17 protein-coding genes, 5 tRNA genes, 3 rRNA genes and 1 riboswitch are annotated in these 25,471 nt (G+C 52.8%); of the genes, 3 read left to right on the forward strand and 22 right to left on the reverse strand.

Features of this window, described 5'->3' with window-relative positions; translation table 11 throughout:
- Nucleotides 1-107 precede the first annotated feature (107 nt).
- The 12 genes from rpoB to EH206_RS21230 form a co-directional block, all read right to left on the reverse strand.
- Entirely contained in the window at nt 108-4,136 is a 4,029-nt protein-coding gene (rpoB, locus tag EH206_RS21170) for a DNA-directed RNA polymerase subunit beta (RefSeq protein WP_009114815.1), read from the reverse strand.
- A 327-nt stretch (nt 4,137-4,463) separates the two neighbouring features.
- Nucleotides 4,464-4,829, reverse strand: coding sequence for a 50S ribosomal protein L7/L12 (gene rplL, locus EH206_RS21175; RefSeq protein ID WP_009114816.1), 366 nt, complete (start codon nt 4,827-4,829; stop codon nt 4,464-4,466).
- Nucleotides 4,830-4,894: 65 nt separating this feature from the next.
- The gene (gene rplJ / locus EH206_RS21180) at nt 4,895-5,392 is read right to left on the reverse strand and encodes a 50S ribosomal protein L10 (protein ID WP_009114817.1); all 498 of its coding nucleotides are present in this window, start codon (nt 5,390-5,392) and stop codon (nt 4,895-4,897) included.
- Between the two features lie 324 nt (nt 5,393-5,716).
- Nucleotides 5,717-6,421, reverse strand: coding sequence for a 50S ribosomal protein L1 (gene rplA, locus EH206_RS21185; RefSeq protein WP_009114818.1), 705 nt, complete (start codon nt 6,419-6,421; stop codon nt 5,717-5,719).
- Between the two features lie 3 nt (nt 6,422-6,424).
- Complete coding sequence (rplK, locus tag EH206_RS21190) at nt 6,425-6,853, reverse strand: 50S ribosomal protein L11 (RefSeq protein ID WP_009114819.1); 429 nt, start codon at nt 6,851-6,853, stop codon at nt 6,425-6,427.
- Between the two features lie 157 nt (nt 6,854-7,010).
- A complete protein-coding gene (gene nusG, locus EH206_RS21195; RefSeq protein WP_009114820.1) occupies nt 7,011-7,556 on the reverse strand; it encodes a transcription termination/antitermination protein NusG in 546 nt (181 codons plus the stop codon).
- 1 nt (nt 7,557) lies between these two features.
- Nucleotides 7,558-7,941, reverse strand: coding sequence for a preprotein translocase subunit SecE (gene secE, locus EH206_RS21200; protein WP_009114821.1), 384 nt, complete (start codon nt 7,939-7,941; stop codon nt 7,558-7,560).
- 238 nt (nt 7,942-8,179) lie between these two features.
- The gene (gene tuf / locus EH206_RS21210; protein WP_009114822.1) at nt 8,180-9,364 is read right to left on the reverse strand and encodes an elongation factor Tu; all 1,185 of its coding nucleotides are present in this window, start codon (nt 9,362-9,364) and stop codon (nt 8,180-8,182) included.
- Nucleotides 9,365-9,472: 108 nt separating this feature from the next.
- A tRNA-Thr gene (locus EH206_RS21215) sits at nt 9,473-9,548 on the reverse strand.
- A 7-nt stretch (nt 9,549-9,555) separates the two neighbouring features.
- Nucleotides 9,556-9,630: transfer RNA gene (locus tag EH206_RS21220), tRNA-Gly, on the reverse strand.
- A 207-nt stretch (nt 9,631-9,837) separates the two neighbouring features.
- Nucleotides 9,838-9,922, reverse strand: a tRNA-Tyr gene (locus tag EH206_RS21225).
- 15 nt (nt 9,923-9,937) lie between these two features.
- Nucleotides 9,938-10,013, reverse strand: a tRNA-Thr gene (locus EH206_RS21230).
- Nucleotides 10,014-10,344: 331 nt separating this feature from the next.
- Between EH206_RS21230 and EH206_RS21235 the strand changes: the two genes are divergently transcribed.
- Nucleotides 10,345-10,893, forward strand: a complete 549-nt coding sequence (locus EH206_RS21235; protein ID WP_009114823.1) for a GNAT family N-acetyltransferase — start codon at nt 10,345-10,347, stop codon at nt 10,891-10,893.
- Between the two features lie 215 nt (nt 10,894-11,108).
- On the forward strand, nt 11,109-12,059 hold the full coding sequence (coaA, locus tag EH206_RS21240) for a type I pantothenate kinase (RefSeq protein ID WP_009114824.1): 951 nt from the start codon (nt 11,109-11,111) through the stop codon (nt 12,057-12,059).
- 43 nt (nt 12,060-12,102) lie between these two features.
- Here the strand turns inward: coaA and birA are convergent, their stop codons facing one another.
- The 8 genes from birA to btuB all read right to left on the reverse strand — a co-directional run bounded on the left by birA (nt 12,103) and on the right by btuB (nt 22,776).
- Nucleotides 12,103-13,062, reverse strand: a complete 960-nt coding sequence (birA, locus tag EH206_RS21245) for a bifunctional biotin--[acetyl-CoA-carboxylase] ligase/biotin operon repressor BirA (protein WP_009114825.1) — start codon at nt 13,060-13,062, stop codon at nt 12,103-12,105.
- Entirely contained in the window at nt 13,059-14,096 is a 1,038-nt protein-coding gene (murB, locus tag EH206_RS21250; protein WP_009114826.1) for a UDP-N-acetylmuramate dehydrogenase, read from the reverse strand. Before murB ends, birA begins: the two co-directional genes overlap by 4 nt.
- A gap of 321 nt (nt 14,097-14,417) precedes the next feature.
- Nucleotides 14,418-14,533 (reverse strand): 5S ribosomal RNA (gene rrf, locus EH206_RS21255).
- A gap of 203 nt (nt 14,534-14,736) precedes the next feature.
- A 23S ribosomal RNA gene (locus EH206_RS21260) occupies nt 14,737-17,744 on the reverse strand.
- Between the two features lie 199 nt (nt 17,745-17,943).
- A tRNA-Glu gene (locus tag EH206_RS21265) sits at nt 17,944-18,019 on the reverse strand.
- Nucleotides 18,020-18,199: 180 nt separating this feature from the next.
- Nucleotides 18,200-19,741, reverse strand: a 16S ribosomal RNA gene (locus EH206_RS21270).
- Together the 16S, 23S and 5S rRNA genes with 1 tRNA gene alongside form the textbook arrangement of a ribosomal RNA operon.
- A 370-nt stretch (nt 19,742-20,111) precedes the next feature.
- Nucleotides 20,112-20,969 (reverse strand): glutamate racemase, encoded by an 858-nt coding sequence (gene murI, locus EH206_RS21275; protein WP_009114827.1) that lies wholly within the window; start codon nt 20,967-20,969, stop codon nt 20,112-20,114.
- Nucleotides 20,914-22,776: a TonB-dependent vitamin B12 receptor BtuB gene (gene btuB, locus EH206_RS21280; protein WP_009114828.1), complete on the reverse strand. Its 1,863-nt coding sequence runs from the start codon at nt 22,774-22,776 to the stop codon at nt 20,914-20,916. Before btuB ends, murI begins: the two co-directional genes overlap by 56 nt.
- A 69-nt stretch (nt 22,777-22,845) precedes the next feature.
- A riboswitch (cobalamin riboswitch) is annotated at nt 22,846-23,067 on the reverse strand.
- 132 nt (nt 23,068-23,199) lie between these two features.
- Between btuB and trmA the strand changes: the two genes are divergently transcribed.
- Nucleotides 23,200-24,303 carry a tRNA (uridine(54)-C5)-methyltransferase TrmA gene (gene trmA, locus EH206_RS21285; RefSeq protein WP_009114829.1) on the forward strand — a complete coding sequence of 368 codons (1,104 nt, stop codon included), beginning with the start codon at nt 23,200-23,202 and terminating at the stop codon, nt 24,301-24,303.
- 25 nt (nt 24,304-24,328) lie between these two features.
- Here the strand turns inward: trmA and EH206_RS21290 are convergent, their stop codons facing one another.
- Together EH206_RS21290 and fabR are read right to left on the reverse strand one after the other, a co-directional pair.
- The gene (locus tag EH206_RS21290; protein WP_009114830.1) at nt 24,329-24,709 is read right to left on the reverse strand and encodes a YijD family membrane protein; all 381 of its coding nucleotides are present in this window, start codon (nt 24,707-24,709) and stop codon (nt 24,329-24,331) included.
- Nucleotides 24,710-24,745: 36 nt separating this feature from the next.
- Nucleotides 24,746-25,378: an HTH-type transcriptional repressor FabR gene (gene fabR / locus EH206_RS21295; RefSeq protein ID WP_168709103.1), complete on the reverse strand. Its 633-nt coding sequence runs from the start codon at nt 25,376-25,378 to the stop codon at nt 24,746-24,748.
- Between the last annotated feature and the right edge of the window lie 93 nt (nt 25,379-25,471).

Genomic DNA, 25,471 nt, shown 5'->3' on the forward strand with positions numbered 1-25,471 from the left:
GGATTGGCTCCTGTCGGAGTTAGACCTGCTAGACACCTAAACCCTGTTGTTAAAAAACAAAGTTCAGGTGCCCCTATGACGAATGCCAGCGATACAACGGGCTGGAATTACTCTTCTTCCAGCTCGATGTTGATACCCAGCGAGCGGATTTCTTTCAACAGTACGTTGAAGGATTCCGGCATGCCCGGTTCCATCTGATGATTGCCATCCACGATGTTTTTATACATCTTGGTACGGCCGTTCACGTCATCGGATTTAACCGTCAGCATTTCCTGCAGGGTATAGGCTGCGCCGTAAGCTTCCAGCGCCCACACTTCCATCTCACCGAAGCGCTGACCACCGAACTGCGCCTTACCACCCAGCGGCTGCTGAGTGACCAGGCTGTAAGAACCGGTGGAACGGGCGTGCATCTTGTCGTCGACCAAGTGGTTCAACTTCAGCATATACATATAGCCGACGGTAACCTGGCGCTCAAACTGCTCGCCGGTACGGCCGTCAAACAACGTGATCTGACCGGAGGTCGGGATACCGCCCATCTGCAGCAGTTCCTTGATCTCTTTCTCTTTTGCACCGTCGAATACCGGCGTTGCAATCGGCATGCCCTTCTTCAGGTTCTCAGCCAGACGCAGAACTTCTTCGTCGGAGAAAGTGCTCAGGTCAACCTTCTGACGCACATCGTCGCCCAGATCGTACGCTTTCTGGATGAACTCGCGCAGCTTGGTCACTTCTTCGTGCCGCTTCAGCATGGCGTTGATCTTGTCGCCGATGCCTTTCGCCGCCATACCCAGGTGGGTTTCCAGAATCTGACCGATGTTCATACGCGACGGTACGCCCAGCGGGTTCAGCACGATGTCGACCGGCACGCCGTTCTCATCGTAAGGCATATCTTCGATCGGGTTGATCTTGGAGATAACGCCCTTGTTCCCGTGACGGCCGGCCATCTTGTCGCCCGGTTGAATCTGACGCTTAACGGCCAGATACACCTTGACGATTTTCAGCACGCCCGGCGCCAGATCGTCGCCCTGGGTGATTTTACGGCGCTTGGCTTCGAGTTTTTTCTCAAACTCGTGCTTCAGTTCGTCGTACTGTTCGGCCAACTGTTCCAGCTGATTCTGTTTCTCTTCATCAGTCAGACCCAGTTCCAGCCAGCGCTCGCGCGGCAGTTTGTCCAGTTTGTCCGCTTCCACGCCGCCGGAAACCAGCACCGCATGGATACGGGCAAACAGACCGGCTTCCAGGATTTGCAGCTCTTCGGTCAGGTCTTTCTTGGCCTGCTTGAGCTGCATCTCTTCGATTTCCAGCGCGCGTTTGTCTTTTTCCACGCCGTCGCGGGTAAAGACCTGTACGTCGATAACCGTACCGGAAACGCCGTTCGGCACCCGCAGCGAGGAGTCCTTAACGTCGGAGGCCTTCTCGCCGAAGATGGCGCGCAACAGCTTCTCTTCCGGGGTCAGCTGGGTTTCGCCTTTCGGCGTGACCTTGCCTACCAGAATATCGCCGCCGGTCACTTCCGCACCGATATAAACGATGCCGGACTCATCCAGTTTGGATAGCGCCGCTTCGCCCACGTTCGGGATATCCGCGGTGATCTCTTCAGGCCCCAGCTTGGTGTCGCGCGACACGCAGGCCAGTTCCTGAATGTGGATGGTGGTGAAACGGTCTTCCTGCACCACGCGCTCGGAGACGAGGATGGAGTCTTCGAAGTTGTAACCGTTCCACGGCATGAACGCCACGCGCATGTTCTGACCCAGCGCCAGTTCACCCAGATCGGTGGACGGGCCGTCTGCCAGCACGTCGCCGCGCTCAACCGGTTCGCCCAGCGACACGCACGGCATCTGGCTGATGCAGGTGTTCTGGTTGGAACGGGTGTATTTGGTCAGGTTGTAGATGTCGATCCCGGCTTCGCCCGGATACATCTCGTCGTCGTTAACGCGGATCACGATACGCGACGCATCGACATACTGCACGGTGCCGCCGCGTTTCGCGACCGCGGTAACCCCGGAGTCGACCGCAACCGCACGCTCCATGCCGGTACCCACCAGCGGCTTGTCGGCGCGCAGGGTCGGAACGGCCTGACGTTGCATGTTCGCACCCATCAAGGCGCGGTTGGCGTCATCGTGTTCCAGGAAGGGAATCAGCGACGCCCCGACGGATACCACCTGCTGGGTGGATACGTCCATATATTCGACCTGATCGCGGCTGAACAGGCTGGACTCGCCTTTGTTACGGCAGGTTACCAGCTCATCGATGAAGTGGCCTTCTTCGTCCAGGTTGGTGTTCGCCTGGGCGATAACGAAGTTGCCTTCCTCAATTGCCGACAGGTAATGGATTTCATCGGTTACCACATTGTCGCGCACGCGGCGATACGGGGTTTCCAGGAAGCCATACTCGTTGGTCTGCGCGTACACGGACAGGGAGTTGATCAGACCGATGTTCGGACCTTCCGGCGTTTCGATAGGACATACGCGACCATAGTGGGTCGGGTGTACGTCTCGAACTTCAAAGCCGGCGCGCTCGCGGGTCAGACCGCCCGGGCCCAGTGCGGAGATACGACGTTTGTGCGTAATCTCGGACAGCGGGTTGTTCTGGTCCATAAACTGCGACAGCTGGCTGGAACCGAAGAACTCTTTCACCGCCGCCGAAATCGGCTTGGCGTTGATCATATCCTGCGGCATCAGGGTGTCGAGGTCGCCCAGGGAAAGACGCTCTTTCACCGCACGCTCTACGCGCACCAGACCGACGCGGAACTGGTTTTCCGCCATTTCGCCGACGGAACGGATACGACGGTTGCCGAGGTGGTCGATATCATCCACTTCGCCCTTGCCGTTACGGATATCGATGAGCTTCTTCATCACTTCGATGATGTCTTCTTTGCTCAGGATACCGGAACCTTCGATCTCGTCGCGCAGCAGGGAACGGTTGAACTTCATCCGACCGACCGCGGACAGGTCATAGCGATCTTCGGAGAAGAACAGGTTCTCGAACAGCGTTTCCGCGGCTTCACGCGTCGGCGGCTCGCCGGGACGCATCATGCGGTAAATCTCCACCAGCGCGCTCAGGCGATCGCTTGACGGATCGACACGCACGGTTTCCGATATATACGGACCGTGATCCAGATCGTTGGTGAACAGGGTTTCAATCCGTTTGTGGCCGGACTGGCTAAGCTTCGCCAGCAGATCCAGCGACAGCTCCATATTCGCCGCGCCAATCAGTTCGCCGGTGCTCTCATCGATATAATCTTTGGACAGCACTTTACCGACGATATATTCAACCGGCACTTCGATACGCTCAATGCCGTCTTTCTCCAACTGGCGGATATGACGGGCAGTGATGCGGCGGCCTTTTTCAACGTAAACCTTGCCTTCCGCTTCAATGTCGAAAGAGGCCGTTTCACCGCGCAGGCGTTCAGGAACCAGATCCATCTGCAACTTATTGCCATTGATTTCATAGACAATCTTGTCGAAGAACAAATCCAGAATCTGTTCGGTGGAGTAACCCAGCGCGCGCAGGATAATGGTCGCCGGCAGTTTGCGGCGGCGGTCGATACGGACGAACAGGTTATCTTTCGGATCGAATTCGAAATCCAGCCAGGAACCACGGTAAGGAATAATACGTGCGTTATACAGCACCTTACCTGAAGAGTGGGTTTTACCCTTGTCGCTGTCGAAGAATACGCCCGGACTGCGGTGCAGCTGAGAAACGATAACACGCTCAGTACCGTTGATCACAAAGGTGCCGTTGTCGGTCATGAGCGGAATTTCGCCCATGTAGACTTCTTGCTCTTTGATGTCTTTAACGGTGCCTTCAGGCGCTTCACGCTCGTAAATCACCAGGCGCAATTTGACGCGCAGCGGCGCGGAAAAAGTCACGCCACGGATTTGACACTCTTTAACGTCAAATACCGGCTCGCCCAGGCGATAGCTAACGTATTGCAGCTCTGAATTGCCGCTATAGCTTTGTATGGGGAAAACAGAACGGAATGCTGCTTCCAGACCGTACTGACCTTCCGGATCTTGCTCGATGAACTTCTGGAACGAGTCAAGCTGGATAGAAAGGAGATAAGGTATGTCAAGCACCTGCGGACGCTTGCCAAAATCCTTACGAATGCGTTTTTTCTCGGTATAGGAGTAAACCATAGGGTTCCTCAGCTCGCTGAAAAGTCGAACTACTCTGTCCGTCCTGACAAGGACAGGTCATGCAACACTATTTACGTTTTGTCGGAAATGGAGACCTTTCCGTAATACCTCTTTCTATTACTCTTAAACCATTTCATTGCTCTTGCTCGGGCAGGGAACCCAGACAGGGAAGCAGTATATTAAGTCGTCAATAGAAAAAGATATTGGGGTGAATCAATGGCTGAATAGTGTGAAACCCCATTGATGCCCTACAGAGCAAAAAGGCTGGTGACTAAAAAGTCACCAGCCATCAGCCTGATAAATCAGGCTGCAACCTGGAAAGATGGCTTATTTAACTTCAACTTCAGCGCCAGCTTCTTCCAGTGCTTTCTTCAGAGTTTCGGCGTCATCTTTGCTGATACCTTCTTTCAGAGCGGCCGGAGCGGATTCAACCAGGTCTTTGGCTTCTTTCAGGCCCAGACCGGTTGCGCCACGTACTGCCTTGATAACGGCAACTTTGTTAGCGCCGATAGCTTTCAGCACAACGTCGAACTCGGTTTTTTCTTCAACGGCTTCAGCCGGGCCGGCAGCAACAGCTACGGCGGCGGCGGCGGAAACGCCGAATTTTTCTTCCATGGCGGAGATCAGTTCAACGATTTCCATTACAGTCAGAGCTGCAACGCCTTCAAGGATTTGTTCTTTAGTGATAGACATAACAAGTGTTCCTAAAATTCAGAAATAGTTTATACGCAAGCATAACGTCGGGAAAAGAAAGGCGGTTAAGCCGCTTCTTTCTGATCGCGCAGTGCAGCCAGAGTGCGAACCAGTTTGCCTGCAGAGGCTTCTTTCATGGTTGCCATCAGGCGTGCGATTGCTTCGTCGTAAGTAGGCAGCGTTGCCAAGCGGTCAATTTGAGCCGCAGAGATAAACTCACCTTCAAAGGCCGCAGCTTTAACCTCGAATTTTGCATTCGCTTTCGCGAACTCTTTGAATAAACGGGCGGCAGCGCCTGGATGTTCAGTAGAGAATGCAATCAAGGTCGGACCGACAAACGTGTCTTTCAGGCACTCGAAAGGAGTCCCTTCAACAGCGCGGCGAATCAACGTGTTGCGTACAACACGCATATAAACGCCGGCTTCACGACCTGCTTTACGCAGTTCAGTCATTTTATCCACGGTCACGCCACGGGAATCCGCAACAACCGCAGACAGCGCGCCTTTGGCCACTTCGCTGACTTCAGCAACAATCGCTTGTTTGTCTTGAAGATTTAATGCCATTAGCTTTTGCTCCTGGATTTAGCCGGAGGAAACCTCCGGAACTCACTTCACTTATCGCCAAAACGGAAATAAGCGTTGAAACACGGTGAGCAGAATCCAGCAAAGACCATTCTTTAACTATTTGTATAAATAATAAAAAATTTCTTCAGGCTCTGTCACCGTCTACGCAGGAAAATTAAGTCTCTCGCAAGACGCCTGCGGTCTTGGACGGAGGCCTGGATAGGCCAGGCTCCAACCGAAAATTCTTCTTTCATTCCGCTAACGGAACAACGGGCGTAAGATTATAGGTAAATCACACGCCCGAGTAAAGCGAAACAAAAGCTATCAGACAGCGACTGCGTTCAGACCGCTCTGGTCGATCGCCACGCCGGCACCCATCGTAGTGGACAGGCTGACTTTCTTGATGTACACGCCTTTCGCCTGAGACGGTTTGGCTTTTTTCAGCGCAACCAGCAGAGACTCCAGGTTTTCCTTCAGTTTGTCTGAGTCGAAATCAACCTTACCGATAGTGGTATGGATGATGCCGTTTTTGTCGTTACGATAACGCACCTGACCCGCTTTGGCGTTTTTAACCGCTTCGGCAACGTTAGGGGTTACGGTGCCAACTTTCGGGTTTGGCATCAGGCCGCGCGGCCCCAGAACCTGGCCCAACTGGCCGACAACGCGCATGGCATCCGGAGATGCGATAACCACGTCGAAGTTCATTTCGCCTTTCTTGATCTGATCGGCCAGATCTTCCATACCCACCAGTTCAGCGCCGGCAGCTTTGGCGGCTTCGGCGTTTGCGCCCTGGGTGAAGACGGCAACGCGAACGGAACGACCGGTGCCGTGCGGCAGAACGGTGGCGCCGCGAACGTTTTGGTCGGATTTACGCGCGTCGATGCCGAGATTAACGGCTACGTCCACGCTTTCTACGAATTTAGCAGTGGCCAGCTCTTTGAGCAGGGCAACAGCTTCGTTGATGTCGTACTGTTTAGTTGCATCAACTTTGTCACGGATCACGCGCATGCGCTTGGTCAGCTTAGCCATTTATTAACCCTCCACTACCAGGCCCATGGAACGAGCAGTGCCTTCGATGGAGCGCGCCATGGCTTCCACGTCAGAACCAGTCATGTCCGCAGCTTTGGTCTCTGCGATTTCACGAATCTGAGCACTCGTCACTTTACCTACTTTGTCTTTGTTCGGCTTGCCGGAACCAGACTTGATACCCGCCGCTTTCTTCAACAGCACGGCTGCCGGAGGCGTTTTGGTAACGAAGGTGAAAGAACGGTCAGAATAAACGGTAATAACAACCGGGATCGGCAGGCCTTTTTCAATGCTTTCAGTTTTAGCATTGAACGCCTTACAGAATTCCATGATGTTGACACCCTGCTGACCCAGAGCCGGACCTACCGGTGGACTCGGGTTAGCCATACCAGCCGCAACCTGCAGCTTGACGTAGGCTTGTACTTTCTTGGCCATTTTACTTTCCTCGAATGGGTAATAGCGCCTTGCAAAAGGCTCCCCGTGGTTTAATACGTTTCAGATGCCGTCAGGCACCCTAAAAACAAAAGGCGCGAAATTGTAGATTAATTTCGCGCCAGAGACAAGCGGCAGTTTCAGCGATGCGGATAAATGTTTAGCCTTTATCCACCTGGCTGAAGTCGAGTTCCACCGGGGTGGCGCGACCAAAGATCGAAACGGAGACTTTCAGGCGGCTTTTTTCGTAATCCACTTCTTCCACCACGCCGTTGAAGTCGGCGAACGGGCCGTCGCTGACGCGCACCATTTCACCCGGTTCAAACAGGGTTTTCGGACGCGGCTTATCACCCGCCTGCTGAAGGCGATTCATGATGGCGTCAACTTCTTTGTCGCTGATCGGCGCCGGACGGTCGGACGTACCGCCGATAAAACCCATCACGCGCGGCACGCTGCGCACCAGGTGCCAGCTCGCATCTTCCATCACCATCTGTACCAGTACGTAACCGGGGAAGAATTTACGTTCGCTTTTGCGGCGCTGGCCGCCGCGAATTTCAACCACTTCTTCCGTCGGCACCATGACGTCGCCGAACAGCTCTTCCATGTTATGTAATTTGATATGCTCACGCAGCGACTGAGCCACGCGGCCTTCAAAACCGGAAAACGCCTGAACGACGTACCAACGTTTTTTTGGGGCTTCAGACATCTTAGAACCTCAGGCCAGTGATAAACGATACCAATCGGACCAGAATACCATCCAGCCCCCACAAAATCAGTGACATCACGGCAGTAACCGCGGCAACGATTAACGTGGTGTGTAACGTTTCCTGACGAGTCGGCCAAATGACTTTGCGTACTTCGGTACGGGCTTCACGAGCAAACGTCACTGTCGCTTTGCCTTTGGCGGTCAGCAATGCCACGCCACCAGCGGCGGCAATCAGGACAACAACCGCCAATGCGCGCAGCGGCAGGCTAAACTCGCGGTAGTAATAGTTGCCGACAATCGCAACTACCAGCAATACGGCTACGACCAGCCACTTAATCGCTTCCAGGCCACGCCCGCTCCCCTGAGCTTCGGTATTCGCACTCATAAACCAACCCGTCACAATGATTCAGACAAATAACTTTGCCCCGCAACGCAGGGCAAACCAAACCGAAAGATGTTCTGTAAACGAATAATTCGGTATTTACGCCGTATCTACAGAGCCTATCTCACCAATGATTATATTCGATAATCGCTGATGAGATAGGTTCTACCGCATGACAGCGTAGAAAAAGGGCATCAAATGATGCCCTTTTATCGCGTGTCGCGTCAAACGTTATCCGCAATTAAGCGATAACTTTAGCAACAACGCCCGCGCCTACGGTACGACCGCCTTCACGGATGGCGAAACGCAGACCGTCGTCCATCGCGATGGGGTGGATCAGGGTAACGACCATTTTGACGTTGTCGCCCGGCATAACCATTTCCACGCCTTCCGGCAGTTCGATGGTGCCCGTTACGTCAGTGGTACGGAAGTAGAACTGCGGACGGTAGCCTTTGAAGAACGGAGTATGACGGCCGCCTTCGTCTTTGGACAGGATATAAACTTCAGACTCGAACTGAGTGTGAGGTTTGATAGAGCCCGGTTTAGCCAGTACCTGACCGCGTTCGATCTCTTCACGCTTGATACCGCGCAGCAGAACGCCCACGTTCTCGCCCGCACGGCCTTCGTCCAGCAGTTTGCGGAACATTTCAACGCCGGTACAGGTGGATTTCGCGGTATCTTTGATGCCGACGATTTCAACTTCTTCACCGACTTTGACGATGCCGCGCTCTACGCGACCGGTCACAACGGTACCGCGACCGGAGATGGAGAAGACGTCTTCGATAGGCAGCAGGAACGGCTTGTCGATGGCACGCTCAGGTTCCGGGATGTAGGTATCCAGGTGACCGGCCAGTTCGATGATTTTCGCTTCCCACTCGGCTTCGCCTTCCAGCGCTTTCAGCGCGGAACCACGCACGATTGGAGTATCGTCGCCCGGGAAGTCGTACTGAGACAGCAGTTCGCGCACTTCCATCTCAACCAGTTCCAGCAGCTCTTCATCATCAACCATGTCGCATTTGTTCAGGAACACGATGATGTAAGGAACGCCTACCTGGCGACCCAGCAGGATGTGCTCACGGGTCTGCGGCATCGGGCCGTCAGTGGCGGCAACAACCAGGATCGCGCCGTCCATCTGCGCGGCGCCGGTGATCATGTTTTTCACATAGTCGGCGTGTCCCGGGCAGTCAACGTGCGCGTAGTGGCGAGTCGGGGTATCGTATTCAACGTGAGAGGTGTTGATGGTGATACCACGGGCTTTTTCTTCCGGCGCGTTATCGATCTGGTCGAATGCGCGGGCGGAACCGCCGTAGGTTTTAGCCAGCACGGAGGTGATAGCCGCAGTCAGCGTTGTTTTACCATGGTCAACGTGGCCGATAGTACCGACGTTAACGTGCGGTTTTGTACGTTCAAATTTTTCTTTAGACATCGATAGTCCCTCTAAGACACGGATAAATCGGTGGTATCACCACATCAACCAAGCGGTTTGCTTGCTGAATTTTTTAACAGAAAGAAATCAGGAGGAAGAATAAAGAAGTGGTGCTGATAGGCAGATTCGAACTGCCGACCTCACCCTTACCAAGGGTGCGCTCTACCAACTGAGCTATATCAGCACATCTTTGGAGCGGGCAGTGGGAATCGAACCCACATCATCAGCTTGGAAGGCTGAGGTAATAGCCATTATACGATGCCCGCATCCTGGAACTCGGCTACCTGATTTTTCTGTAGATTTTGAAATTGGAGAATAACGTTACCCTCCGCATTCTTCGATCCGGCTTAGTATTACATACCGTATCGATTTTATCCTGTCGCCAGGATTGAATCTGTCGAAGGTTCTCACCTTCTCCAACGTGATACAAGCTGCTTATCACATCGGTTCAGCCATTTTTCATGGCTTGAATTTGGTGGTGGGGGAAGGATTCGAACCTTCGAAGTCTGTGACGGCAGATTTACAGTCTGCTCCCTTTGGCCGCTCGGGAACCCCACCTGATTGTCTACTTGATGGTGCCGGCTGCCGGAATCGAACTGGCGACCTACTGATTACAAGTCAGTTGCTCTACCTACTGAGCTAAGCCGGCATCAAGTGCTGCGCATTCTAGGTAGACCGAACGACCTATGCAACAAAAAAATTGCCCAAAACGCACTATCGCTTAGATTTTATCCAAATTTGAACCTGGATCCACACCGGCAATAATAATTAGCCTAAAGAAACGCCTAATCTGGCGAACACAGGATAGCTGAAGGATAAAATATCAACCCGGTCCGTTGCACCAAAACAGTGATAATCGCCCCGCCTGAATGCATTTTTTTTGACCGCCACGCCCGCGATTCCCCATATCCGGCCGGTTATCGCTGATTGGAACGAATTTTGCTTTATCTGAAGCATGTTCACCGGCCTGGAGACTCATCATGAAAATCGTATCCCTCAATGTCGCCACTCTGCCAGTCTATCGCGGCGAGCTTGCCAATCTATTGATAGATGCGGTCGCCAAAGGAGCCTCTGTTGGATTTCAGACCCCGTTATCCCATGAGGCAGCGGAGAGTTATTTTCACGGCTTACGCCCGTCGATCGCCAAAGGTGAGCGCATGCTGTGGATCGCCCGCGACGCGGAGGGAGTGGTCGGAAGTGTGCAGTTAGAACTCTGTCAAAAATCCAACGGACAGAATCGAGCCGAGATCCAAAAATTGCTGGTACACAGCCGGACAAGGAGAATGGGCATCGGCAGGCGATTGATGCAAAACCTGGAAAAGGCCGCCCTCCAGCAGCAACGCGGGTTACTTTATCTGGATACGCAGGCGGGCTCTCCTGCGGAGATCTTCTATCGCTCGCTGGGATACCGCTACTTAGGCGAACTTCCCGACTATGCCAGCACGCCCGATGGCTATTACCACCCCACCGCGATTTATTATAAGCGCCTCTTCGCGGTGAATCACGTAGAGCGGGCGCTTGCCAGCTAACGCCCATCCCCGGCGTCACTTTATTAGGGACACCGGGTAGCAAACTGATTTTCTCTTCTTTTTCTCACCGGCAAAGTGTTAACCTGCCCCTAATCAAAACTATTACACCAAGAAAAGGTTCTACGGCCTGAGGCGAGCGGATTATACTATGCTGCTCGTTTATCGGTGGGCTGAAATCCCCTTTCTTACCTGTATAAGCAGGCAGAATCAGACTTATGAGAAATAGAGAGCAATCTTTGGCTACGCCATATCTGCAATTTGATCGCCGCCAATGGGCCGCCTTGCGCGATTCTGTCCCACTAACGCTGACGGAAGAAGAGATAGTCAAGCTGAAAGGGATTAATGAAGATCTATCCTTGGATGAAGTCGCTGAAATTTATTTGCCCTTGTCCCGCCTGCTTAACTTCTATATCAACTCAAACCTGCGCCGACAGGCGGTCTTAGAGCAGTTTCTGGGAACTGATGGCCAGAAGATCCCTTATATCATCAGTATTGCAGGCAGCGTAGCCGTCGGCAAAAGCACCACGGCGCGCGTATTGCAGGCGTTACTCAGCCGTTGGCCTGAACATCGCAGCGTGGAGCTCATCACCACCGACGGCTTTCTTCATCCGAATAAAGTTTTAAAAGATCGCAATCTGATGAAGAAAAAGGGCTTTCCCCAGTCTTATGATATGCATAGTTTGGTGAACTTTGTTTCCGCTATTAAGTCAGGCGCAGACAGGGTCACAGCACCGATTTATTCACATCTAATCTATGATATTGTGCCAAATCACCATAAGGTACTACAGCAGCCTGATATTTTGATATTGGAAGGGTTAAACGTATTACAGAGCGGCATGGATTATCCCCATGACCCGCACAGAGTTTTTGTCTCTGACTTCGTTGATTTTTCAATTTATGTCGATGCGCCGGAAGAGCTATTAAAAAGCTGGTATATCAACCGTTTCCTGAAATTCCGCCAGGGCGCCTTTTCCAATCCAAGCTCCTATTTTCACAATTACGCCAGGCTGCCGGAGCAAGAAGCCATCGATATCGCCTCACAGCTTTGGCGAGAGATAAACGGGCTTAATTTAAAGCAAAATATTCTGCCAACGCGTGAAAGAGCCAGTCTTATTATGACAAAAAGCGCCAATCATGCCGTGGAATACGTCCGTTTGAGGAAGTAAATGGGCGCTTTAAATAAGGGGATGGTAGTAACACCCCCTTATTTTATAATCCTCTTAACGAAATTTCTCCGCCAATATACTGTGTCAATTCACCATCACTCTCCAGTAACAACGCTCCCTGATTATCAATGCCTCGCTCAATCCCATGTATTTCTCTATTACCAATAAGCAATTTGACCGGACGGTTAAAATAATTATCCAACTGCTCCCATCGGGAAATAAACGGCGCCAGCCCCTGTTGCTCGAAGGTGGCTAACGCGCGTCTAAGCTCTGAAATCAGCGTCGCGCTCAGCGTATTACGATCGACGTCGATCCCCGCTTCCTGAAGGTTGATCCAACCCTGATCGATCACTCTATCTGCAGGCTCACGCATCCGTAAATTGATACCGACACCAATGACCAAATGCGCCGCGTCACCGGTTTTTCCCGTTAACTCAACCAGAATACCGGCCAGCTTGCGATCGTTGAGATAGAGATCGTTCGGCCATTTGACACGAACCCCGTCAGCGCCGAGCTTATGCAGCACCTCGGCCATCACGATCCCAATGACCAGACTGACGCCGACCGCCGCCGCCGGGCCTTGTTCCAAACGCCAATACAGTGATAAATAAAGATTGGCGCCAAAGGGAGAAAACCACTGACGCCCCCGGCGACCGCGCCCAGACTGCTGGTACTCCGCAATACAGGCATCCCCGCAGGATAACGAATTCAACCTGTCCAGAAGATATTGATTGGTTGAGTCAACCACAGGCAAAACCGTGACGCCACCGTCCGGCAAGGCGCCGAGGATCTGTTTCTCATCCAGCAGTTGCATCGGTGCGGGTAGGCAATATCCTTTCCCGGTAACGGTAAAAACATCTATCCCCCACTCCCGGATAGTCTGAATATGTTTATTAATCGCCGCCCGGCTCATCCCCATCATTCCACCCAGTACTTCCCCTGAGTAAAACCCGCCGTCAGACAGAACCTTGATTAATCTGAGAGGAACTTTAATATCCTTCATGATAACACCCCGACAGCATCCACCTCTCCAGTGGCGGCAATAAAACGAACTTCTGGCTCCAGCCAGATACCAAATCGTTCAGCCACCTGGCCGCGGACATGGCGTGCCAGATTGACGATATCCTGGCTGGTCGCGTTGCCTTTATTAATCAGCACTAGTGCCTGTTGGTCGTGTACCGCTGCGCCGCCCACCTGAAAACCTTTTAAGCGGCACTGATCTATCAACCACCCGGCCGCCAGCTTTATCTGACCATCTGGTTGTAAATAATGGGGAGCGCTTGGGTATTTTTGCAAAATATCAGCAGCATGCTCCGCCGTAATAACCGGGTTTTTAAAGAAACTGCCCGCATTCCCGGTAACCGCTGGATCCGGCAATTTACTACGCCGCATATGGCAAACCATATCGAATATTTGCCGAGGTGTGGCCGTAGCCGCATCCAGCTTATTCAAATCACCGTAGCCTAATACCGGATTCCAGTTTTTATGCAAAAACAAGCCAACGGCGGTGATGACAAATCCATCCCTGTATTGATGTTTGAATATACTTTCCCGGTAACCAAATTGGCACTCGGAAGCAGTAAGACGTTTTACTGTGCCAAGGTTCAGATCTAACAAATCGACATACTCACATACGCTCTTCAGCTCTACGCCATAGGCACCAATATTCTGTATTGGTGCGGAGCCAACGCATCCTGGGATCAACGCAAGATTCTCTAAACCCGCCATCCCCAATTCGAGCGAGTACTGCACCAGACGGTGCCAATTTTCACCGGCGCCGATATGAAGATGCCATCCATCAGCATTTTCCTTAACATCAATACCTTTAACACGATTAAGCAGGACCGTTCCGGCAAAGTCTTCCAGGAAAAGAATATTACTTCCTTCCCCCAACAGCAAAACAGGGCGTTGCGATAAACGGGCTGTACGCCATCCAGCAATGAGTTGCGCTTGCGTATCGGCAACGGTGACTTGCGACGCGAAAACAGGTAATGCGAAGGTATGATATGGTTTTAGCGATATGACACTATTCGTCATAGTATGAGTACTCTTTAGCTCAGATATTGCCATAGTCTACCTGATCCAGAGTGGATGGTAGCGTGGTTTTATCTTAATAACGACCGCGATTCATCGTCATTCCACAACGCAAAAAGCCCCATGCTTTCGCATGAGGCTTTCTACTTGTTTGATGCCTGGCAGTTTACGGCCCACGTCCCTGTGGGCCGCCCTTCGGGCCGGTGCTGCGCACCGTTCAAATCCGCTCCCGGCGGATTTGTCCTACTGAAGAGCACCTTACCGACAAACAACAGGCAAAACAAAAGGCCCAGTCTTGCGACTGGGCCTTCCGTTCTGTTTGATGCCTGGCAGTTCCCTACTCTCACATGGGGAGACCCCACACTACCATCGGCGCTACGGCGTTTCACTGCTGAGTTCGGCATGGGGTCAGGTGGGACCACCGCGCTATCGCCGCCAGGCAAATTTCTCGTCTCTTCCTGAGACTCGCCCTTCGGGCCGTCGCTACGCGACGTACAAAATCGTTCCCGACGATTTTGTCTGTTCCCTTTTCAGGCCAGCGCTCCGCGCTGTTTGATGTCCGCGTTATACGCAAACATTTTAATCTTCAATCCGTCAACAAGCTGAATATTGTGAGTCACTCTCAAAACACCTTCGGTGTTGTAAGGTTAAGCCTCTCGGGTCATTAGTACCGGTCAGCTCAACGCATCGCTGCGCTTACACACCCGGCCTATCTACGTCGTCGTCTTCAACGGCCCTTCAGGGGACTCGAAGTCCCAGGGAAGACTCATCTCGAGGCAAGTTTCCCGCTTAGATGCTTTCAGCGGTTATCTCTTCCGCACTTAGCTACCGGGCAATGCAATTGGCATCACAACCCGTACACCAGTGGTGCGTTCACTCCGGTCCTCTCGTACTAGGAGCAACCCCTCTCAATCTTCCAACGCCCACGGCAGATAGGGACCGAACTGTCTCACGACGTTCTAAACCCAGCTCGCGTACCACTTTAAATGGCGAACAGCCATACCCTTGGGACCTACTTCAGCCCCAGGATGTGATGAGCCGACATCGAGGTGCCAAACACCGCCGTCGATATGAACTCTTGGGCGGTATCAGCCTGTTATCCCCGGAGTACCTTTTATCCGTTGAGCGATGGCCCTTCCATTCAGAACCACCGGATCACTAAGACCTGCTTTCGCACCTGCTCGAGCCGTCACTCTCGCAGTCAAGCTAGCTTATGCCTTTGCACTAACCTCCTGATGTCCGACCAGGATTAGCTAACCTTCGTGCTCCTCCGTTACGCTTTGGGAGGAGACCGCCCCAGTCAAACTACCCACCAGACACTGTCCGCAACCCGGATTACGGGCCCACGTTAGAACATCAAACATCAAAGGGTGGTATTTCAAGGTCGGCTCCACGCAGACTGGCGTCCACGCTTCACAGCCTCCCACCTATCCTACACATCAAGGCTCAAGGTTCAGTGTCAAGCTATAGTAAAGGTTCACGGGGTCTTTCCGTCTTGCCGCGGGTACACTGCATCTTCACAGCGAGTTCAATTTCACTGAGTCTCGGGTGGAGACAGCCTGGCCATCATTACGCCATTCGTGCAGGTCGGAACTTACCCGACAAGGAATTTCGCTACCTTAGGACCGTTATAGTTACGGCCGCCGTTTACCGGGGCTTCGATCAAGAGCTTCGCCCTAAGGCTGACCCCATCAATTAACCTTCCGGCACCGGGCAGGCGTCACACCGTATACGTCCACTTTCGTGTTTGCACAGTGCTGTGTTTTTATTAAACAGTTGCAGCCAGCTGGTATCTGCGACTGGTCTCAGCTCCATCCGCAAGGGACTTCACCAAATCCAGCGTGCCTTCTCCCGAAGTTACGGCACCATTTTGCCTAGTTCCTTCACCCGAGTTCTCTCAAGCGCCTGAGTATTCTCTACCTGACCACCTGTGTCGGTTTGGGGTACGATTGACTGTTACCTGGTGCTTAGAGGCTTTTCCTGGAAGCGTAGCATCGGTTACTTCGTCACCGTAGTGACTCGTCGTCACGCCTCAGTGTTAACGGTGTTCCGGATTTTCCAAAAACACCCACCTTCACGCTTAAACCGGGACTACCGTCGCCCGGCCAACCTAGCTTTCTCCGTCCCCCCTTCGCAGTAACAACCAGTACGGGAATATTAACCCGTTTCCCATCGACTACGCCTTTCGGCCTCGCCTTAGGGGTCGACTCACCCTGCCCCGATTAACGTTGGACAGGAACCCTTGGTCTTCCGGCGTGCGGGTTTTTCACCCGCATTATCGTTACTTATGTCAGCATTCGCACTTCTGATACCTCCAGCAGCCCTCACAGGCCACCTTCTACGGCTTACAGAACGCTCCCCTACCCAACGAACGTATCCTTAAAACGCCTTGCCGTCTGTCAGCGCTCAGGCCGACTCAACGTTTTTGTGGCTTGAACGTGCCGGCTTCGCCGTCACGTTAAGCGTTTTAAGTGATACGTTCGCTGCCGCAGCTTCGGTGCATGGTTTAGCCCCGTTACATCTTCCGCGCAGGCCGACTCGACCAGTGAGCTATTACGCTTTCTTTAAATGATGGCTGCTTCTAAGCCAACATCCTGGCTGTCTGGGCCTTCCCACATCGTTTCCCACTTAACCATGACTTTGGGACCTTAGCTGGCGGTCTGGGTTGTTTCCCTCTTCACGACGGACGTTAGCACCCGCCGTGTGTCTCCCGTGATTACATTCTACGGTATTCGCAGTTTGCATCGAGTTGGTAAGTCGGGATGACCCCCTAGTCGAAACAGTGCTCTACCCCCGCAGATGAGTTCACGAGGCGCTACCTAAATAGCTTTCGGGGAGAACCAGCTATCTCCCGGTTTGATTGGCCTTTCACCCCCAGCCACAAGTCATCCGCTAATTTTTCAACATTAGTCGGTTCGGTCCTCCAGTTAGTGTTACCCAACCTTCAACCTGCCCATGGCTAGATCACCGGGTTTCGGGTCTATACCCTGCAACTTGACGCCCAGTTAAGACTCGGTTTCCCTACGGCTCCCCTATGCGGTTAACCTTGCTACAGAATATAAGTCGCTGACCCATTATACAAAAGGTACGCAGTCACCCTGATAAATCAAGGCTCCCACTGCTTGTACGTACACGGTTTCAGGTTCTGTTTCACTCCCCTCGCCGGGGTTCTTTTCGCCTTTCCCTCACGGTACTGGTTCACTATCGGTCAGTCAGGAGTATTTAGCCTTGGAGGATGGTCCCCCCATCTTCAGACAGGATATCTCGTGTCCCGCCCTACTCATCGAACTCACAGCATGTGCATCTTCGTGTACGGGACTATCACCCTTTGTTGCGCGACTTTCCAGACGCTTCCACTGACACACAAACTGATGATGGTTCTGGGCTCCTCCCCGTTCGCTCGCCGCTACTGGGGGAATCTCGGTTGATTTCTTTTCCTCGGGGTACTGAGATGTTTCAGTTCCCCCGGTTCGCCTTTCATGGCTATGTATTCACCATGAAATAGTGCAACGTATTGCACTGGGTTTCCCCATTCGGGTATCGTCGGGTGTAACGGTTCATATCACCTTGCCGACGCTTTTCGCAGATTAGCACGCCCTTCATCGCCTCTGACTGCCTAGGCATCCACCGTGTACGCTTAGTCGCTTAACCTCACAACCCGAAAGTGTCTCGGATTGCAATTTTTGAGAGACTCTGACACAACAAAATCATTACCCTCGCGGGTAATGTTCAGCTGCGTCGTTTCAATTTTCAGCTTGTTCCGGATTGTTAAAGAGCAATATCGTAAACACGACTCGTTAAAGTCATCTTTACGATATTCGGTGATAATGTCTTTCACTCATTATCAGGATGGCGTCCCCAAGGGGATTCGAACCCCTGTTACAGCCGTGAAAGGGCAGTGTCCTAGGCCTCTAGACGATGGGGACCCGAAATCTGCTTATCGAATCAATGATTCGATAATTTCGGGTAAGGGCGCGATGTTTACACAACACAATCAAGCGACCTGCTTAGCTGTCGCCGCCCTCACCTTGAGGTAATGCCTTGCTCGTTATTTTCATCAGACAATCTGTTGTGGACACTGCACCTTCCAATATCTCACTTCAGTTTAAGGAGGTGATCCAACCGCAGGTTCCCCTACGGTTACCTTGTTACGACTTCACCCCAGTCATGAATCACAAAGTGGTAAGCGCCCCCCCTAAGGTTAAGCTACCTACTTCTTTTGCAACCCACTCCCATGGTGTGACGGGCGGTGTGTACAAGGCCCGGGAACGTATTCACCGTAGCATTCTGATCTACGATTACTAGCGATTCCGACTTCATGGAGTCGAGTTGCAGACTCCAATCCGGACTACGACGCACTTTATGAGGTCCGCTTACTCTCGCAAGTTCGCTTCTCTTTGTATGCGCCATTGTAGCACGTGTGTAGCCCTACTCGTAAGGGCCATGATGACTTGACGTCATCCCCACCTTCCTCCGGTTTATCACCGGCAGTCTCCTTTGAGTTCCCGACCGAATCGCTGGCAACAAAGGATAAGGGTTGCGCTCGTTGCGGGACTTAACCCAACATTTCACAACACGAGCTGACGACAGCCATGCAGCACCTGTCTCTCAGTTCCCGAAGGCACAAGACTGTCTCCAGTCTCTTCTGAGGATGTCAAGAGTAGGTAAGGTTCTTCGCGTTGCATCGAATTAAACCACATGCTCCACCGCTTGTGCGGGCCCCCGTCAATTCATTTGAGTTTTAACCTTGCGGCCGTACTCCCCAGGCGGTCGACTTAACGCGTTAGCTCCGGAAGCCACGGTTCAAGACCACAGCCTCCAAGTCGACATCGTTTACGGCGTGGACTACCAGGGTATCTAATCCTGTTTGCTCCCCACGCTTTCGCACCTGAGCGTCAGTCTTCGTCCAGGGGGCCGCCTTCGCCACCGGTATTCCTCCAGATCTCTACGCATTTCACCGCTACACCTGGAATTCTACCCCCCTCTACGAGACTCTAGCCTGTCAGTTTTGAATGCAGTTCCCAGGTTAAGCCCGGGGATTTCACATCCAACTTAACAGACCGCCTGCGTGCGCTTTACGCCCAGTCATTCCGATTAACGCTTGCACCCTCCGTATTACCGCGGCTGCTGGCACGGAGTTAGCCGGTGCTTCTTCTGCGGGTAACGTCAATCAACAAGATTATTAAGCTTGTTGCCTTCCTCCCCGCTGAAAGTGCTTTACAACCCGAAGGCCTTCTTCACACACGCGGCATGGCTGCATCAGGGTTTCCCCCATTGTGCAATATTCCCCACTGCTGCCTCCCGTAGGAGTCTGGACCGTGTCTCAGTTCCAGTGTGGCTGGTCATCCTCTCAGACCAGCTAGGGATCGTCGCCTAGGTGAGCCTTTACCCCACCTACCAGCTAATCCCATCTGGGCACATCCGATGGCGTGAGGCCATAAGGTCCCCCACTTTGCTCTTGCGAGGTTATGCGGTATTAGCTACCGTTTCCAGTAGTTATCCCCCTCCATCAGGCAGTTTCCCAGACATTACTCACCCGTCCGCCGCTCGTCACCCAAGGAGCAAGCTCCCCTGTGCTACCGCTCGACTTGCATGTGTTAGGCCTGCCGCCAGCGTTCAATCTGAGCCATGATCAAACTCTTCAATTTAAGATTTGTTTGATTCGCTAAGTTAATAGCATGCTCAAAGAATTTATAACTGTTTATTCGTAATGAATTTACTGTCAGTCACTCTTCAAGACTTTTTATATCGTTTGCGGATATCGTCTTGTGAGTGCCCACACAGATTGTCTGATTAAATTGTTAAAGAGCAGTGCCACGTTACGCTGTGGCGCGGGCCGCATATGTTATGCAATTCCGCTGTGAAGTCAAGTGATTATTGCCTGGCTTCCTACCGTCATCACAACCGCGTTGCCGCCGTTGCCCTGTCAGTGGAGGCGCATTATAGGGCGTTCTCAGCGGCTTACAAGGGCTAAATGCAAAAAAATAATCAAGCGCCTACTATTTACCCATAACCGTATTAAAGCGGTAGTTTTTCCAGCGAATAGAACCCATAACGCTGTAATACCGGCCAGAGCGTGGCAACTTTCGGCGTAATCGCCAGGCAATAAACCAGATTCTTTTCCGTTGAAAGGTGCGCCGGTTCAAAATTGGCGACCAGCCATGCCGTTCTTCTGGCAATGGCCGAACCCGAATCCACCAGCCGGGTGCCATCCGGCAGCGCCAGGCGCAGTTCCTGCGCTAATAAAGGAAAATGCGTACACCCCAGCACCACCGTGTCTGGCGGTTCCGCCAGCCGCAGCCATGGCCGCAAGATTTTTTGCAGATCTTCGGTCGCGATGGTTTCCCCCTGCAACTTTGCCTCGGCCAGTTCAACCAGTTCAGCAGAGCCGAGTGATAATATCCGGCAATCATTTGCAAAGCGGGCAATCAGTTCATGGGTATAGGAGCGCTGCACGGTGGCGCGGGTTGCCAGCAGGCCGACAACGCCGTTACGCGTTAGCTTCGCCGCGGGCTTAATTGCCGGCACCACCCCTACCACCGGAAAAGTGAAACGTTCACGCAAGGCAGGAAGAGAAATGGTGCTTGCGGTGTTGCAGGCAATCACCACCAGCGACAGCTGGTGGTGCTGCTGAATGGCGCTAACAATCTTGACGACGCGCTCGATAATAAACTGCTGCGGTTTTTCGCCGTAGGGAAAAGCCTCGTTATCAAATGCGTAGATATAGTGGAGATCCGGCAATAACTGCCGGATCTCATCATAAATAGACAGCCCGCCCACGCCGGAGTCAAACACCAGAACCGTGGGACGGGATGGCAGGTCAGAAGATATAACTTCCGGTGAGATAGTATTCTCGCCCTGCCGTACGGTAGCCATATGCCGTCTCATAATCTTTATCAAACAGGTTGGCGATTCTACCACGAACCGTTAGCTGAGAGGTGACGGGATATGAGGCGGCGAGATCCCACGTACTATACCCTCCCAGCGTTACGGGTTGAGCGGGAAAAACATCATAATTGGTATCGGGACGCGAACCCTGATATATCCATGTCAGAGACCAATTTACCTTGTCCCACGTAGTGGAAAGCTCGTATTTTGCCTTCTTGTGAGCGCGTCGGGCCAACGCTTTGTTGGTGGTTTTATCCTTGGCGTCCAGATATTCCAGAGTGACATTATGCGACAACCACTCTGTATCGTAGGTCGCGGTAAATTCCGCTCCCGTCATCACCGCTTTGCCAATATTGTCGTATGTGCCCGTTGTCGCGCTGATGGAGCGATAGTTGATGAGATTATCAACTTCATTACGATATCCGAAAACGCGCCAGTTCACAGGACCGCTCAGCCCCTCCAGCCCAATTCCCCACTGTTTGCTTTCTTCAGGCGATAAATTGGCGTTTCCTTGCGAGTACGCCGTGTCATATATCTTGTCAAACGTTGGTGCTTTAAACGCTGTACCATAAGAACCGATAACCCGATAGCCTTCAACAAACTCCCATGCCGCACCTGTCTGCCAGGTACCGTGTCGGCCATACTGTTGATTGTCATCGCCCCGAACCGAACCTTCCAGCGTTACGGAACCAAACTGTTGCTGAGTAGTAAGATATACACCGGTGTTATCGCGACTCTGGGCTCGCGTATATGCGGATGTGCCACCCGGTTGAGCCCGTTCATTACGCCAGTCAGCCCCGACGCTCAAGCTGCCGTTTCCGAGATTGAACACATTGCCCCACTGCAGGCTACGTTGTTCAATCTGCGTAATCGTGCCGTTATATTTCCCGATTAAATCGTTGAAATTCAGGTCGTCATACGTTTGGTAACTGGCGATTAACTGACCGGAATATATTCCCTCGTTAAATTTCAATCCGGCATCATAATTTCGCGTATTCAAATAACGCTTATCATTACCCGGATAGGCGGAGGCGAGGTCATAATCCGTATTGTTATCATAGCCATAAGCACGGAAAAAGCCGGAGGCGTTCTCGGAAAAACGCTGCTCAAGCATGCCCCAGAAGGATTTGCTGCGATAGCCATCGTTATCCCTATCAATTATCGACGGCGAGGAAGGATACACATTGAATCCACGGGTTGCTTCATAACTTCCCGCCACGCTGACGATAGTATCGTCGCCCACATGCCCGCGCACGGCGCCGTCATAGTTTTGGTAAGCATGTGAACCATAGCCGGCGTTTAACCTTCCGCCGTCCTGGCCGTGTTCGGTAATAATGTTGATGACTCCCCCGATGGCGTCAGAGCCATAAACGGCTGAGCGAGGTCCGCGGATGTACTCGATACGCTGGATCAATGACAGCGGAATCTGATTGAAATCCACACTACCGGTAACACCCGGAGAAGCCATACGAATACCGTCAATCAAGACAAGTACATGGCTTGAATTGGTCCCGCGGATAAACATTGAACTTGACTGCCCGCGCCCCCCATTCTGCGCAATATCCACCCCGGGCAGACGACGCATTACATCAGTCAGGCTTTTCGCCTGCCAACGCTCGATATCGTCACGGGTAACGATATCGATTGGAGCGAGAACGGAGGAAACGGGCTGAGAGAACCGGTTCGCCGTAACGATCAGTTCATCGGCATTCTCTTGCTGTGAATTATTGTCTTGCGCCCAGGCGGAAAAAGCTGTGACAGAGAGCGCTGTCAGCAGCATGGTTTTATTAAACATGAGTCGAGCATCCAAACCATATATAAGGATGCCGCATTACCATGATGAATAGCACGCGATGATCATGGTCGTTGCGACGTTATACCGGCAGGTCTTCGGGCTTGGGGCCGTTGTTACTTTTGTTTCCGACAGCTATTCGTAACAACAATAGGACGATGACTTCCCATCATTAATGACAGTGTCTGCATATATGCTATCGTCCGGGCTACCCTTACCGCTGCGCGTCAGCTCCAGATTTGCACTGGATTCCCTTTTAACTCATGCTGCGAGGCCGGACAATCATGCTACGATCGCCTTATGCAGATGTCTAGACTGCCATTTCCATTGCCGGGCGATCGCGCGACAAAACTGGACATCCCGGCCGGATTCCCTACAATTCCCGGCCAATAAAGTCCTTTTAGATGCCGTTAAGACGAGAAAACCATGACGCCAGAATGCCTGCCCATTGATCGATACGACGACCAGCTTGCTCAGAAAACTGAACGTCTGCGCGGGATGATGGCGCCGTTCGGGGCGCCTGAGCCAGTGGTTTTCCGCTCGCCCGTTCAGCATTACCGCATGCGCGCCGAGTTTCGTATCTGGCACGACGGTGACGATATCTATCACATCATGTTTGATCAGCAGACCAAACAGCGTATTCGCGTCGATAGCTTTCCCGCGGCCAGTGAACTGATAAACCGGCTGATGCCGGCATTGATCGAGGCGCTGCGCCCCAATCCTGTCCTGCGGCGCAAGCTGTTCCAGATTGACTACCTGTCGACGCTGAGCGGCGAGGCGGTGGTTTCCCTGCTCTATCACCGTCCACTGGATGAAGAGTGGCGGCGGCATGCCGTCGCCCTGCGCGATGCGTTGCGCGCGCAGGGGTTTGCGCTGCAGCTGATTGGCCGGGCGACCAAAACCAAGATTTGCCTGGAGCGGGATTACGTTGACGAATGCCTGCCCGTCGCCGGGCGCGAGATGATTTACCGTCAGGTTGAAAACAGCTTCACCCAGCCCAACGCGGCGGTGAATATCCATATGCTGGAGTGGGCGCTGGACGCAACGCAAGATTCAACAGGGGATTTGCTGGAACTGTACTGCGGCAACGGCAACTTCTCACTGGCGCTGGCGCGCAATTTCGATCGCGTGCTGGCGACGGAAATCGCCAAGCCCTCGGTGGCGGCCGCGCAATACAACATTGCGGCCAATCATATTGATAACGTACAGATTATTCGTATGGCGGCGGAAGAATTTACCCAGGCCATCAACGGCGTGCGTCAATTCAAGCGCTTACAGGGCATCGACCTGACGGGCTATCGCTGCGAAACCATTTTCGTCGATCCCCCGCGCGGCGGGCTGGACGTGGAAACGGTCACGCTGGCGCAGGCTTATCCGCGCATTCTCTATATTTCCTGCAACCCGGAAACGCTGTGTGATAATCTGCAAACGCTGACGGAAACGCATCAAATCAGCCGGCTGGCGCTGTTTGACCAGTTTCCCTACACCCATCACATGGAGTGCGGGGTGCTGCTGGAGCGGCATCGGTAGCCTGTGTCGCAGCGGCAGTGGCGCCTTATGCTTCGGGAGTATCGCTCTCTTTGACGGATTTTCGGGCCTTCAGCTTCAAGCCGATCCAGAATACCAATGCCACGCAGAGAATCGAGGGCACGAAGTTTGAGCCGATGGCGGGGTACTCGACGCGGACAATGGCGCTGTAAAGCAGCAACCCCAGCAGAAAACAGGCCGCCGCCAGCAGAGGCGTGCCCTCGGACATGCTGTGGTTCATATAGCGCTGGTGCAGGCAATAGACGGATAAAATCAGCGCAAGCAGTGGGAATATCGAAAAGGGAACGGTGGCGCTAAACAACGCGGCGAATGAGCCATTAACCGACAGGCCCGCGGCCAGCGCCAGGAGCAGCGTACCTTTTTCCCGATGATAGGATTGTTCTGTCATGCCTTTTCTCTTCTCATACCTGTATATATCTAAAATTCACCCTGCGCCCGAACGATTGTCCTGCTCTTTGCGGTACCAGTAATAGGCGCCTTTGGAAATCATGCGCAGTTGCAATACCAATCGCTCTTCCAGCTGTCTTCGCCGTTCCGGACCGACATCCAGCGCTTCCGCCCCGGCGCTGAAAACGATGGTCACCATCGCTTCCGACTGCGCTTCCGCAAAACTGCGCGGGATATGATTTTCAACTTCCAGATAATCCGCCAGTTCGGCGATAAAATGCTGAATCTCACGCGCGACCGCGGCACGGAAAGCAGCGGAAGTGCCTGAGCGCTCACGCAGTAACAATCTGAAAGCATTCGGGTTATTGCCAATAAATTCCATAAAGGTCGAGACAGAGGTTTTTATTACGCTGCCGCTTTTGGCAATGCGCTGCCGCGCCTGACGCATCAGTTGGCGCAGCATTAGCCCGCTTTCATCCACCATCGTCAGCCCCAGTTCATCCACGTCACGGAAGTGGCGGTAAAAAGAGGTCGGCGCGATACCGGCTTCCCGGGCGACTTCACGTAAACTCAGGCTGGCAAAACTGCGCTCAGCGCTTAACTGGCTGAACGCCGCCTCGATAAGGGAACGACGCGTCCGTTCTTTTTGTTGTGCTCTGACACCCATTATCCTGCCCAAATCATCTGCTCTCCTTTCCAGAAAGGCACTATAGCAAACTTTATTGTCAATATAGCGGGACAAAGTTTGCCATATTAAAAATGT

This window comes from Brenneria nigrifluens DSM 30175 = ATCC 13028 (assembly GCF_005484965.1).
Lineage (GTDB): Bacteria > Pseudomonadota > Gammaproteobacteria > Enterobacterales > Enterobacteriaceae > Brenneria > Brenneria nigrifluens.